At 31.0% G+C, this 12,808-nt stretch carries 12 protein-coding genes and 2 CRISPR repeat arrays; of the genes, 1 reads left to right on the top strand and 11 read right to left on the bottom strand.

Annotation, left to right across the window (positions count from 1 at the left end):
* Position 1: 1 nt before the first annotated feature.
* The 6 genes from OB7_RS01075 to thiI are packed head-to-tail and all read right to left on the bottom strand — an operon-like array spanning position 2 to position 5,440.
* Positions 2 to 613 (bottom strand): hypothetical protein, encoded by a 612-nt coding sequence (locus tag OB7_RS01075; protein ID WP_114702283.1) that lies wholly within the window; start codon positions 611 to 613, stop codon positions 2 to 4.
* Positions 614 to 625: 12 nt separating this feature from the next.
* Positions 626 to 2,728 carry a hypothetical protein gene (locus OB7_RS01070; RefSeq protein ID WP_249030979.1) on the bottom strand — a complete coding sequence of 701 codons (2,103 nt, stop codon included), beginning with the start codon at positions 2,726 to 2,728 and terminating at the stop codon, positions 626 to 628.
* Entirely contained in the window at positions 2,694 to 3,002 is a 309-nt protein-coding gene (locus tag OB7_RS09915; RefSeq protein ID WP_249030978.1) for a hypothetical protein, read from the bottom strand. The genes OB7_RS01070 and OB7_RS09915 overlap by 35 nt, the downstream gene beginning before the upstream one ends.
* Positions 3,002 to 3,532 carry a bifunctional nuclease family protein gene (locus tag OB7_RS01065; RefSeq protein WP_114702282.1) on the bottom strand — a complete coding sequence of 177 codons (531 nt, stop codon included), beginning with the start codon at positions 3,530 to 3,532 and terminating at the stop codon, positions 3,002 to 3,004. The genes OB7_RS09915 and OB7_RS01065 overlap by 1 nt, the downstream gene beginning before the upstream one ends.
* Complete coding sequence (locus OB7_RS01060) at positions 3,513 to 4,274, bottom strand: lysophospholipid acyltransferase family protein (RefSeq protein WP_114702281.1); 762 nt, start codon at positions 4,272 to 4,274, stop codon at positions 3,513 to 3,515. The genes OB7_RS01065 and OB7_RS01060 overlap by 20 nt, the downstream gene beginning before the upstream one ends.
* Positions 4,271 to 5,440, bottom strand: coding sequence for a tRNA uracil 4-sulfurtransferase ThiI (gene thiI, locus OB7_RS01055; protein ID WP_114702280.1), 1,170 nt, complete (start codon positions 5,438 to 5,440; stop codon positions 4,271 to 4,273). Before thiI ends, OB7_RS01060 begins: the two co-directional genes overlap by 4 nt.
* 165 nt (positions 5,441 to 5,605) lie before the next feature.
* Between thiI and OB7_RS01050 the strand changes: the two genes are divergently transcribed.
* Positions 5,606 to 6,382: an FTR1 family iron permease gene (locus OB7_RS01050; RefSeq protein ID WP_012579526.1), complete on the top strand. Its 777-nt coding sequence runs from the start codon at positions 5,606 to 5,608 to the stop codon at positions 6,380 to 6,382.
* Positions 6,383 to 6,652: 270 nt separating this feature from the next.
* On the opposite strand, the gene OB7_RS01045 is transcribed toward OB7_RS01050, so the two are convergent.
* The 5 genes from OB7_RS01045 to OB7_RS01025 all read right to left on the bottom strand — a co-directional run bounded on the left by OB7_RS01045 (position 6,653) and on the right by OB7_RS01025 (position 12,763).
* Complete coding sequence (locus OB7_RS01045) at positions 6,653 to 6,829, bottom strand: hypothetical protein (RefSeq protein ID WP_249030977.1); 177 nt, start codon at positions 6,827 to 6,829, stop codon at positions 6,653 to 6,655.
* Between the two features lie 734 nt (positions 6,830 to 7,563).
* A CRISPR array of direct repeats spans positions 7,564 to 7,939; the repeat unit is 30 nt; unit sequence GTTTAGAATCTACCTATGAGGAATGAAAAC.
* A gap of 106 nt (positions 7,940 to 8,045) precedes the next feature.
* Positions 8,046 to 9,633: a CRISPR direct-repeat array (repeat unit 30 nt; unit sequence GTTTAGAATCTACCTATGAGGAATGAAAAC).
* A 181-nt stretch (positions 9,634 to 9,814) separates the two neighbouring features.
* A complete protein-coding gene (locus OB7_RS01040) occupies positions 9,815 to 10,021 on the bottom strand; it encodes a heavy-metal-associated domain-containing protein (RefSeq protein WP_004104061.1) in 207 nt (68 codons plus the stop codon).
* A gap of 15 nt (positions 10,022 to 10,036) precedes the next feature.
* Positions 10,037 to 10,225, bottom strand: coding sequence for an SHOCT domain-containing protein (locus tag OB7_RS01035; protein ID WP_232618064.1), 189 nt, complete (start codon positions 10,223 to 10,225; stop codon positions 10,037 to 10,039).
* Positions 10,226 to 10,291: 66 nt separating this feature from the next.
* Positions 10,292 to 12,478 (bottom strand): heavy metal translocating P-type ATPase, encoded by a 2,187-nt coding sequence (locus OB7_RS01030; protein WP_012579528.1) that lies wholly within the window; start codon positions 12,476 to 12,478, stop codon positions 10,292 to 10,294.
* Between the two features lie 12 nt (positions 12,479 to 12,490).
* Positions 12,491 to 12,763 (bottom strand): metal-sensing transcriptional repressor, encoded by a 273-nt coding sequence (locus tag OB7_RS01025; RefSeq protein ID WP_004104067.1) that lies wholly within the window; start codon positions 12,761 to 12,763, stop codon positions 12,491 to 12,493.
* Positions 12,764 to 12,808 lie beyond the last annotated feature (45 nt).

Here is a 12,808-nt window from a genome sequence, read left to right as displayed (position 1 = left end):
CCTAAAAAATTATCACCTTCCAAATCATAGAAAATACAACAGCAAATGCAGGACTTATCCACCAGACATGATCAAATTTTTTTACTTTCCACAGTCTATACATAAACCCTAACAACAACGATAGAAATGCAAAGAAAGGCTTGTTAGCTAAAAAGAAAACAAAAAATGCAAGTCTTTCAGAAATTCCCTCTAAATCTTCAAACATTTCATCCTTTGGGTAAAAATTTCTAAAAAAGTAAGACAAAGCTGTAGTTACAAGAGCCATTCCCAGAAGATACAAAACAAATTCCTTTGAAAGATAAGAAGTATAAAAATATTTATAAACACTATAATTAAAAATAAGAGCCAAAATTATGCCTAAAATTTCTATTAAATGATAAAAACTCTCCTTTTTAACCTTTACCCTTAAATAGTCAAGAACAAGGTGAATTGCAATAAAAGTAAATAAAATAACTGGTGCATTTTTGAGCAATGTATCAAAGGTAAATGCAAGTATCGCAAAAACAGACCATATAAGGTGTTCAATTAACTTCCAACCTTTTAAATGCCTCAATTTGCTATTGTGAGTAAAACCGTGATCTGCAACATAATGCCCCAAAAACAGATGTATCATTCTATACCTCCTCTAATATTCCCTAACTTTATATTTATAAATGCCATCTTTTGATACTAAATATAAGTATTTACCATCTGTAGCAGAATTTATTACATCAAAATCAAGTTTCTCAATTATCTTTAACACTCTTCTTTCAGGAATATCAACTATGGTAATAAAGTTCTTACCGATAGTCAAAAAGTAATTTGCAACATGATGGATTTTGATATTTCCTATCCAACCTTCTCCTACGTAGTTTCCTTCTGTAGTACCTATGTCAAAGAATAAAAATCCATAACTACGTGTAACTGACAATACTTCATTTTTGTAAATAATAGCATCAGAAATATCTATACTTTTGTTTTCAAGCTGAGGAACATTTAAAAGAAGTTCTAATTTTGGAACATAAATCTGCTTGTTTGTATAAAAAATCAAATAGTTGTTATCAACTTTAATCCTTCCATATTGTCCTTTCAAGTCCACAATTTTATTACCCCGTGGATCCCAGAAGCTTATCATCTCTCCTGCTTGAACAGCAGTATATACACCTTCAGCTGTTGCAAGAAAATCAGAAACGTATACAATATTATATTTCTTTTTAATTGCCGGACTATAGAAATATATCTCGTTTGCCGTTCTAAAAGAAACTCCATCAAAAGTTTCTTTTAAGTTTAAAATTGGTCCATCCATTAATTTAGTTCCGTTTGCAAATAGTCCATCAGGTCCACCTGTATAAACCACAGACTTGTAAATTGCTATTTGGTTTCCAGGATAATCTAACTTTTCTTCAGATTCTACGACAATTGAATCTGAAATAGTTGCACCAGAAAATCTATAAGGAATTAATTTGGAAAGATATACTTCTTTCTCCTTTTCAGTTTGAGAAACATATTCTCTATACGTATCATCCTTGTATTCAGGAATTTTAATTTCATCAAAAGTAAAGAATTCTTTCAACTTTTCTATAAACTCACTTTTTGAATAAAATGTATAAGCATCACCGTCTATTTGAACAAGTTGAACACCCTCAAGTGTTGCAGAATCAGTTGAGACGATTCCATCACCTTGCCCCTTTATCAACTCAGGATAAAATTTTGCAAGGCCACTTCCTGTAATATCAATCCCAAGTGGAGGTCTTGTACCCATAAACGAAACTACTTTTACAGAATCTGGAAATTTGAAATTTTCAAATTTTTTTAGTAGCTGAGAGTTTGGTAATATCTCATTCCAATACGTATTTACAGTTTCCAAATACGTAAAAATATGAGTTTGAACTGAAGATACTATATTTTCATCCAAGTTATAGACTTTTGAAAGTGCACTTGGGTTTTTACCATATAAAAGTGATGCAAAATACACAGGGTTTGAAATATTGGTTCCCTTAAAAGGGACAGATACAAAAGCAATTCTTCTTATATTATTTATTTCTGGATGTAAAAGAAGTGTGTAAGTAACTATCAGCCCACCAATGTCTTGTGCAACAATATCAAATTTAAAATTTTTAAACCTCTTCAATTCACTAGCTAGTCTTTCTGCTTCAAATTCTATGTAACTTTTTAGTTCGGATCTTTTAAAGTAATCTGTTACCATATCTTGGTATAACTTTGAGCGCACTTCATACAATGGATAATTGTAAAGCATTATAGTTCTATTTGAAAATGCGACAGACCAAAAATTTAAATCTGAAGTTTCATCAGATTTAAAATATCCTTTAAAGTTTCTGTCTGTTCCAGGAACTATTAATATTGCAGGCTCTGGGCTCAACTTTTCTACTAAAACTTTAATGCCTAGTTCTTGTTTTTTTGGAGTTAAAGCTACAACCCCAATCTTAGAGCTGTGAAAAGACTTAGCTTCTACAAAATATCCTTTTTCATCATAGCCAATGTAGCATCCTGGGAAAACTCTAAATGCACTTCCATCGTCCGGAATATAGGCAAGCGCAACATTGTTATAATCAATTCCCAAAAAATATTTTGCTGGAAAATAATATCTAAAAGTCATAGGAACATACGAAAAATCAGTTTTTCCATCAGAGGCTTTAACATCGTAAACTACATCTATAAATGGAGCAGATGAGAAAATTTCAGGATTTGAATCCTTAGTCAGAGGAATAAGGTTGAATTTTTTTTTCATATGGAAAAGCTCCTTTTGGAATATTAACATGTAAATTTTCTATAATGGTTATTTCTTGATTTGGATTAATTTCTATTGCATTCTTGCTTAGTATTCTAGAAAGCAATATAGACAAAGCAACAGCAATTACAACTATTGAAATAGTTAATATAAACAGAACTTTTCTTTTATAAAACGATTTTAAAAAATCAATTACTTTATTTAATTTTAATTTTTCTTTTAACATCGTAAAAAATGGAGAAATTTTTTCAAGTATTTTCTTTAAAAATCCCATTAATTATCCCCCTGTGAACCCTTTTTAAATCTTCTTTTAAATTCTTCAATGTCTAAATTTTCAACAAATTTTTTAAATTCTTCATCTTCATCATCAAATTTTTCACCTTCAAAATTTACTGTATGTGTGTTTACAAGCTCGTTGGAAACATATATAGGACTTGATGTCTTTAGAGCTAAAATTATTGCATCAGATGGTCTTGCATCAAATTCTATATAATGACCTTCCTCTTCTTCTTCAGGAATTGTTAAATCTTTCAATATAACTCTTGCAAAAAATGTATTATTCTCAATTTTATTTATATAAACTCTCTCTACTTTTGCTTCAAGGCCTTCAATAATATTAATCATCAAATCATGTGTAAGTGGTCTTTCAAATTCTGCGTTTTCAAGCATTAATGCTAATATACTTGCCTCACAAGCTCCTATCCAAATAGGTAATATCTTATTTGTCCCCTCTATCCCCAAAATAACAACAGGTGCGTTGTTTAATTTATCAAGAACAACCGCTTTAACTGTTGCTTTTTTCATTTAAATTCCTCCCCTCCAAAAATTTCACACCTTCTATAATAACATTCCTTACATGCTCCCTTAATTCCTCTTCGTTATCAAATTGATTTGGATCAACTAGCTCATGGATTTTTATATAAATCGGTTTTCTTCTAATAATTAAGCTTTTCTTTGGCAAAACCTCATGCGCACCCCATATTGAAACTGGTAAAATTTTTACTTTATACTTATATGAAATCTCTAAACTTCTATTTTTAAAAGGCAAAATACTTCCATCAGGGCTTCTTGTACCTTCAGGAAATAAAATAAAGTGAACTCCTTCATTTAATTTTTTTACAACTTCTTTTAATGCCATCGCTGTTTTTCTAATATTTCCGCGCTCAATTAACACGCTACCTAAATATTTTAAAAACCAATTTATGCCAGGCACCTTTCCAAGTTCTTTTTTTGCAATAAATGCAACAGGTGCCACATAACCTATAATGAGTGGTATATCAAGTGCACTTTGATGATTGGCTACAACCAAATAAATTTCTCCTATCTCAGGTTTTTCACCATACACGTGTACCTTAATTCCTAACAGTTTAAAAGCCATTCTTCCAAAAGTTTCAATCTGACCAACTACAAAACTCCTTGATAAGTTTTTATTAAATAAGCCTATTAAGAAACCAATAAACAATACAATCGCACCGTAAAAAACAATATATACTACTGCACCTATAAGGAAATATAAAGTATAAAAGAAACTTCCTATTTTTCTCATAGCTTCCTCCCTATAACATGCTTTTCAATATTTTCAAATGCTTTTTCTTCTAAATTTGAAAGCTCAGTTAATTTACTTTCTATCTCTTCTATTTCTTTTATAGAAGATTTTGTTGCTGGATTTTTAGGAGCAAAAACAACACAGCTATCAAGATACGGTTGTATGGAAATTTCATAGCTTCCTATTTCTTTTGCTTTTTCTACGATATCAATTTTTTCAAAACCAATTAAAGGTCTCAGAACCGTTAAATTAGAAGCCGACTCAATAGTATGTAAGTTTTCTAGAGTTTGGCTTGCAACCTGACCTACATTTTCACCTGTTATAATTGCTTTTGCTTTAATCTTTTTTGCTAGTTTATTTGCTATCCTCATCATACTACGTCTTTGTATTATAAGCGAATATCTATCTGGTGCATTTGTTTTTATATATTGCTGAATAGGGGTAAATGGGACAATCCAAGTTTTTAAAGTGTCTGGAACGTATTTGGACAAAATATTCGACAATTCTAGAATCTTATTCTTTGACTTTTCGCTAGTAAATGGCGGACTCAAAAAGCTTAAAGTTTCAATTAAAATTCCTCTTTTCATCATGTACCAACCGGCTACTGGGCTATCAATTCCTCCACTTAAAAGTAAAATGCCTTTTCCAGAACTTCCAACTGGAAAGCCACCATACATCTGTTCTTTTCCAACAAAAACAAATACTTCCTTTTCTTTAACTTCAATACCTACAATTATATCTGGATTGTGAACATCCACTGATAATTCTTTAAAATTTTCCAAAACAAAGGCCCCAATGTGCGCACTAAGTTCTTGAGAATTCATATGAAATTGTTTAAATGATCTCTTTGTTTGAACTTTAAAAGTTTTTTCATTCTTTAATTTTAATTTCAAAAGCTTTAAAACAGCCTCTTTAATTTCACTTAAATCATGAGAAACTGCGTAGGCAAAGCTAAAATTTTGGATCCCAAATACATACTTCAACCTTTCTTTAATTTCATCAAAATCCATGTCTTTAAGTCTTATAATTATCCTTCCATACCTTTTATTTATTTCAGGTGGTCTTGCAATCTTTCTAATATTATCTATTAATTTTTTCTCAAAATAGCCTCTATTTTTACCCTTCAGTCCAATTTCTGAATACCTTACTACAACAACTGGTTCCATCTTTTTCCTCCTTTCTTACAGATAATATTTTACCACAAATATTATAATAGTTATATGTTTTATTAACTTAGATAAAACTAATCAGCATTGACAAATCTAATAAAAAATAATATACTATTATTGAAAATGATAATCATTCTCAATAAAAAAAACGGAGGTGCATTTATGGCAAGTTTTATAATCACTTTTAGAGAAGCTCTCGAAGCAGTACTTATCGTCAGTATTATTTTTGCATTTTTAAACAAAAACAAACTTCCAAACTACAAAAAACATGTCTATTTAGGGATTACACTAGGAATTGTTTCAAGTATCATATTTGGTATGATATTAGCTACACTTGAAGAACACTTTGCCGAAGCATTCGAAGGTATTTTTTCTTTAATTGGTGCTTTTCTTATAACTACGTTAATATTGTGGCTTCATAAAAATAAAAATTTTAACAAAGAAATCCAAAACAAGCTTAATAGTTCATTAAATAAAAATTTTGGAATAACTTTAATACTACTTGTTACTGTAAACATCCTTAGAGAAGGTTTTGAAACTGTTATCTTTCTATCTGCAATACCTGGTGATGCATCCATCATTTATGCAATATTAGGTATAGTAGTAGCTTTAGTACTTGGGTATCTCCTCTATATCGGAATACTAAAAGTAAATATTTCCATTTTCTTTACAGTTACAAATGTACTTTTAATTTTATTTGCAGCAGGATTAATTGCTTATGGTATACACGAACTTCAAGAAGCAGGCTGGTTCCCAATAATCATAGAGCATATCTATGATATCAATTCATTTATTAATGAAAAAGGTACATTTGGAGGATTTTTAAAAACACTCTTTGGATACAATGGAAACCCATCACTAATTGAATTTATTGCATACTGGACTTACCTTATACCTTCTATGTTTTTTGCTTTTAGAAAAAAAGAAATAAAAAAATAATACTAATCGATAAATAAAGTAAAATGGCTTTGGTAAACACCAAAGCCATTTTTTAATATAAACATCACAAATAAACCCATAACTTACTCAATCAACGCACATTTACTAAAGGCAATCACCCTGGTCAATGTAAAAATTATTTTCAATCAATCTAATCATCTTAGGATGAGCAAAGAGTGTGTCTATTAATATTGTTAACTTCTATCCTAGTAACATATATGTAATCTGCGCCTTTATCTTTCTTTCATTCATTCCCCTCATCTTTATCCTCTATTTTTGCCTTTCTATGTAGCACTCTATTTCCCATCTTTTACTATATATCAACCTATTTATTTCTCTTTCCATAAATTCTTTCCCTTTTCTTCCCCTAGGTCTTATATATAGCTTCATCTTTTCTTTCATTTTTTCAATAAACTCCCATTGCCAGTACCCCCTATCTGCTAACAATATCTAACCTTCTATATCTTCTAACATAATTTCTGCATGTTCTATCTATTATTTCCTATCTCAAAATCTAATAACACCTTTGCTTCATATAATAGATGAAGTCTCTTTTTCTTTCCTCTAATTTTTTTATCTTCAATGACTAGTAGTGTACTAAAAAGTCTCTTGAGCTTTATACTTTTTTTAATAATTTTTTCAATCTATAGTGTATTGTCTAAAAAGATATTTTCTTAGATACACTCATTTAGATTTATCAAAGACAAGGTTAGAAAATTTATTGAGTAATTTTTGTTGTTAAACAATATTGAAGTGAATATTATTGGGCTACACCTCCTTGTTGGCGATGTTTAGTACAAAAACAATTTTAACAAGTGTAGCCCTTTTTTTATATTCTAATTTAACCTATTTTTTACTTTGGCCAGGGTCTCCGAAAAACAAAAAAATTAACTAAAAGGAAATTTAAAATTAACTATAAAAAATTTTTGATGTTATTCTAAGAAAGAAAATTTTTTAACACATTTTTAACCAAATTCAAAAAAGTCCATTTTTACTAAATCTATAATATAGCATATGTAACATTTATGTTAATAGACTGAAATTAGACAAATTTTTAGGAGATGTTTCCGAAAATAAAGTTAAATAAGAGCTCATAAATTCTAGATTTAACTTACCGTTTACTTCCACTCAAAGGTTTTGTTACTTTTTTTTGTTATATTTATTTATGAGGATAGTTATAGGTTTAGAATCTACCTATGAGGAATGAAAACTTTTCTTTCTGATCATCACAATCATCATCCCTGGTAAAGTTTAGAATCTACCTATGAGGAATGAAAACCGATAATAAACCATAGAAATTGTTCCATGGTTGTTCCCGTTTAGAATCTACCTATGAGGAATGAAAACGGTGCACTTACATCTTTAAACTGTGTGTATACAAAAGGTATAGTTTAGAATCTACCTATGAGGAATGAAAACTGTGAATAAAATCGTAAACCCCTTTGTTATCATTTTGATATTGCAGTTTAGAATCTACCTATGAGGAATGAAAACCCAAATCTTTTGTGGGGTTAATAAGTTCTGTAAGTTTAGAATCTACCTATGAGGAATGAAAAACTACTGCTCCAGCCGGTGTCACTCTCGCGGTTACTCTTGGTTTAGAATCTACCTATGAATGAAAACAGTGGTCGTTGCGAAGCTTCAGAAAAGTCATAATCCATGCCGTTTAGAATCTACCTATGAGGAATGAAAACATATCGAAGAGTTTGTTACTTCGAAATGCACTTATAATTCCGTTTAGAATCTACCTATGAGGAATGAAAACACTGATTTTGCCAGCTTTCGTAATGTAATCGTGATAAGAAGTTGTTTAGAATCTACCTATGAGGAATGAAAACTCCGGGGCTAACCCCGTTTGAATGTGATGCTAGTATAAGTTTAGAATCTACCTATGAGGAATGAAAACTATCATTAGGCCACAACGTCATACTAGCACCCCCTAAGATAGTTTAGAATCTACCTATGAGGAATGAAAACTATACTTTTGTTGCAGTTAGCGTGCCATTGACTGTTATGTTTTGTTTAGAATCTACCTATGAGGAATGAAAACTTAATTTCGTTTAATATTGCTTCTGCATTTGTTAAGAATTCTTGTTTAGAATCTACCTATGAGGAATGAAAACCTGCCTTTTGATCAATTGAAAGAATTTCTTGTTTTTCAACAACGTTTAGAATCTACCTATGAGGAATGAAAACGCTGTTACTTGCGCAGATGCTATCTGTTCGCCATATAAGAGTTTAGAATCTACCTATGAGGAATGAAAACCTAATCTAGTCCGCTGCCTGAGCCTTGGCGGCCTGAATGCCGTTTAGAATCTACCTATGAGGAATGAAAACTATATAATTGCTTTTCATTCATCTTTTTTACTGTATAAGTTTAGAATCTACCTATGAGGAATGAAAACAAGTGCTACCGCGCCATTTCTAATAAGTAAAGCAGTATAAGGTTTAGAATCTACCTATGAGGAATGAAAACCATAATCCGCGCGCCCGGTTAAAAAGTCTGATGCCTCTACTCTGTTTAGAATCTACCTATGAGGAATGAAAACACTAATGTGCCCAAAGCCATTGTATCACCTCGCATTCGTTAAGTGTTTAGAATCTACCTATGAGGAATGAAAACAGTTGTTTCATCAACCGCGAGTCCTTTTTGTACTTCTATACTGTTTAGAATCTACCTATGAGGAATGAAAACTTATCCATTTTATCTTTGCTTCTCCTACATATAACGTGTTTAGAATCTACCTATGAGGAATGAAAACAAACGTCCAATAGTCGCTTATTTTGCTATCATATGGTTCCAACAAGTTTAGAATCTACCTATGAGGAATGAAAACTCTTTGTTTTTGGTAACAACAAAATAAACACAAACATCTCGCCGTTTAGAATCTACCTATGAGGAATGAAAACATTGCTTCAATTATGTTACCGTATTTTTTTCTAATTTGTTTAGAATCTACCTATGAGGAATGAAAACATCTGAATATGTTACTTCCACTATTGCTTTAATATGTTTAGAATCTACCTATGAGGAATGAAAACTCTAATACTTTTATAGTACCGCTGTTATAGACGGTTATTTTTTGTTTAGAATCTACCTATGAGGAATGAAAACATTAGAAAGCCAAAGCAAAAACACAATTTTAGATCTGTTTAGAATCTACCTATGAGGAATGAAAACGGTTAATTAGTGCTGTGTCTTGGACGTTTAGTTGTTTGTCGTTTAGAATCTACCTATGAGGAATGAAAACTGCATAGTCCAAATTTTTCAAACTATTCTCACTTTTTTTGAAATCTAGTTATTGAAATTCCTGTATTGATTCTCACTGAAAAGTTTCATTAAAAATTTCTATTAAAAATAAATGCTCCATTCTTGCACTATGACAAGAATGGAGCATTCTTTTTGTTTTTTAATAATTTATATTTACATAGCTATAAACTTTCAACGCTTTCAACTGGATAATCAATTTCAGATAATTTTGCTTTTACATTTTCTAGGTTTTCGGTTTCAATTTCAACAGTTTTACTTTCTAATTTAACTTCAAAGTTTTTTTCACCTAGCTCTTCTAATGCTTTTGTTATTCTCATAACACAATGTTTACAAGACATATCTGGTACTTTCAAAATAAATTTACCCATAAAAATCCCTCCTTTTTAAAATCTTCCTTTCATTATTAATTCTTTCTTTCTTTTGTACTCTTCTTCTGTTATTTCACCTTTTGCAAGTTTTTCATTTAATATTTTTAAAGCTGAATCCTCAAACTCACCTTTAAAAGATGGTTTAAAAGTTTTAAATAAAAAATATAGTATTACAGCTAAAAGAATCAGTCCAAAGAACATCATAATAAAACCTCCTCCCGGATAAAATCTCCAAAATGGGTTCCATAAGTAACACATTCTAATCACCTCCTAGATGCAACAAGACTTCTTACTAGAAAATACTTTTGCATATCTTCTTTCATTAATTTTTGAAGAATTCAATATTACTGTAATAGAGCTAAAGGCCATAGCAGCTTCTGCAATTGCTGGATGAAGAAGTCCAAGCATTGCCATTGGAATAGCTATAATATTGTAGAAAAATGCCCAGAAAAGATTTTGCTTTATAACTTTAAAAGTCAAGTTTGAAATATAAATTGCATCAACTATCTTTGAAATACCCTCTTTAGTTATAATAATATCTGCATTATCTATTGCAAGATCCGTCCCACTACCTATAGCAATTCCTACATCTGCACCTTTTAAAGCCGCTGCATCGTTCATTCCATCTCCAACCATTAAAACTTTATTACCTTCTACTTGGTATTTTCTTACTATCTCAAGTTTTTCATCTGGTTTTACTTGAGAATGAACTTTTTCAATACCTACCTTTTCTGCTACTATTTTTGCAGTCTTTTCATTATCACCTGTCACCATAACTGGAATTACATTCAGGCTCTTTAAATTTTCAATTGCAATTTTTGAATCCTGCCTTATTGGATCCTCTATTGCAATATAACCAACAATCTCTGAATCCTGTCTTACTTCAACAACAGTATAACCTTCTTTTAAAAGAGTTTCATACCTTGAATAATCTTCAGGCTTTCCAACAAAATATTCTTTTCCATCATACTTTGCAATAACTCCTTTTCCACTTATTTCTTTTATATCTTTGATTTCTAAATATTTTTCTGAAATCTTTGATATCGCTTTTGCAAGTGGATGATTTGAATTTTTTTCAATTGATGCAACTATTTTTTTAACTTCTTCATCTAAATTTGTATCAACAACAGCGGGATTACCTTGAGTAATAGTTCCAGTTTTATCCATTAATACAACTTTTACATCTTTCATAGTCTGTATTGCCTCGGCATTTCTTATCAAAAGACCTTTTTTTGCTGCAAGTGAAGTTCCTGTTATTAAAGCCATAGGTGTTGCAAGACCAAGGGCACAAGGGCAGGCAATTACAACCGTTGCAACAAATGCAAATATAGCAAATGAAAGAGGATCATTTGTACTTAATATCCAAGGAAATATTTTTCTAGCGCTTTCAAGTAGTGGATAAAATTTATCAAACCCAAAATACCAGAAAATACCACTTATAACGGCAAGAGTAATAATTGTAGGAACAAACCAATTTGTTATTCTATCTGCCAGTGCTTGAATAGGAACTTTAGCACCTTGAGCTTCCTGAATTAACTGGATCATTTTAGAGAGAAAAGTATCTTCACCCGTCTTAGTAACTTTAATCTTTAAAATCCCAGTCAAATTGAGAGCCCCTCCGACTACTTCATCGTTTTCTTTTTTCTCAACTGGCATTGATTCTCCAGTAACTACTGACTCATCAACACCTGATGCACCTTCAATAACTATGCCATCGACTGGTATTCTCTCACCAGGTTTTACAATAACTAGCATATTTTCTTTTACTGCCTCAATTGGTAAAAATAATTCTTCACCATTTATAACAACCCTTGCTTCTCTAGCTTGAAGACTAAGTAATTTCTTTATTTCTTTTGTTGCTCTATCTCTAAGATAAGACTCTATAAACCTTCCTAAAAGATGGAAAGAAATTATCATTGTACCAATAGCACCAAAAGAAGCAAGTTCAAAACCAAAAAGCGCTAAAACTGAAGTAAGCCACGAGGTTAATGCTCCAAAAAATATTAGTGTATCCATATTAGTATGCTTGTGGGTAAGTGCAATCCACGCACCTTTTATAGTGTTTTTCCCTGCAACAAATGTTACAAATGCACCACCAATTACTTCAAGTAACACAAAATACGGAACCTTTACAAAGAACATATTAATTATCATCAAAATTGATATAGGAATAGTAACAGCTAAAGCCATTATCAAACTTCTTTTTATTTGTCTAAATCTTTTTTCTTCAATTTGTTGTGGCTTTTCAGTTGACACTCCATATCCTACACTCTCAACCAACTTCTTCACTTTTTCAAGATCAATACTTTCATCTCCGACAACAAATGCTGTATTTGTTGCCAAGTTAACTGATGCAAATTTTATATTTTCATCTTTTGAAAGTACCTTCTCAACTGTTCGAGCACAATTTGCACAAGTCATACCAGTAACTGAAAAAGTTATCTTTTTTTCAGGCATTTTATCACCACCTTACACAATTTTATTTAGATAAGATATAACATCCTCTAATTCCTTTATTTTTTGCTCAACTTCCTGTGGATCATCTGAAAAAGCTGCACTTTTAACACAAGTTTCAAGATGTGAATTCAACACTTGAACATTTGCTTTCTTTAATAGCGAAATTGCAGCAAGAATTTGCTTTGAAATATCAATGCAATATCTGTTTTCTTCAATCATCTTTATTATCGCATCAATTTGCCCTCTTGCATTTTTTAACGTTCTTAACGCATCTTTATGTTTCATACTATACCCTCCCCACTACCGTACGGTCTAGAATAATTATAACAT

It is taken from the genome of Thermosipho africanus Ob7 (assembly GCF_003351105.1).
In the GTDB taxonomy this organism is placed as follows: domain Bacteria; phylum Thermotogota; class Thermotogae; order Thermotogales; family Fervidobacteriaceae; genus Thermosipho; species Thermosipho africanus.
This window is presented reverse-complemented; position numbering and strand designations above follow the sequence as displayed.

What these genes read in the sequence shown, in the direction of transcription:
- OB7_RS01025 (WP_004104067.1), bottom strand. Translation starts at nt 12,763, where the DNA reads ATGAAACATAAAGATGCGTTAAGAACGTTAAAAAATGCAAGAGGGCAA.
- OB7_RS01065 (WP_114702282.1), bottom strand. Translation starts at nt 3,532, where the DNA reads ATGAAAAAAGCAACAGTTAAAGCGGTTGTTCTTGATAAATTAAACAAC.
- OB7_RS01070 (WP_249030979.1), bottom strand. Translation starts at nt 2,728, where the DNA reads ATGAAAAAAAAATTCAACCTTATTCCTCTGACTAAGGATTCAAATCCT.
- OB7_RS01040 (WP_004104061.1), bottom strand. Translation starts at nt 10,021, where the DNA reads ATGGGTAAATTTATTTTGAAAGTACCAGATATGTCTTGTAAACATTGT.
- OB7_RS01060 (WP_114702281.1), bottom strand. Translation starts at nt 4,274, where the DNA reads ATGAGAAAAATAGGAAGTTTCTTTTATACTTTATATTTCCTTATAGGT.
- OB7_RS09915 (WP_249030978.1), bottom strand. Translation starts at nt 3,002, where the DNA reads ATGGGATTTTTAAAGAAAATACTTGAAAAAATTTCTCCATTTTTTACG.
- OB7_RS01050 (WP_012579526.1), top strand. Translation starts at nt 5,606, where the DNA reads ATGGCAAGTTTTATAATCACTTTTAGAGAAGCTCTCGAAGCAGTACTT.
- thiI (WP_114702280.1), bottom strand. Translation starts at nt 5,440, where the DNA reads ATGGAACCAGTTGTTGTAGTAAGGTATTCAGAAATTGGACTGAAGGGT.
- OB7_RS01035 (WP_232618064.1), bottom strand. Translation starts at nt 10,225, where the DNA reads ATGATGTTCTTTGGACTGATTCTTTTAGCTGTAATACTATATTTTTTA.
- OB7_RS01075 (WP_114702283.1), bottom strand. Translation starts at nt 613, where the DNA reads ATGATACATCTGTTTTTGGGGCATTATGTTGCAGATCACGGTTTTACT.
- OB7_RS01030 (WP_012579528.1), bottom strand. Translation starts at nt 12,478, where the DNA reads ATGCCTGAAAAAAAGATAACTTTTTCAGTTACTGGTATGACTTGTGCA.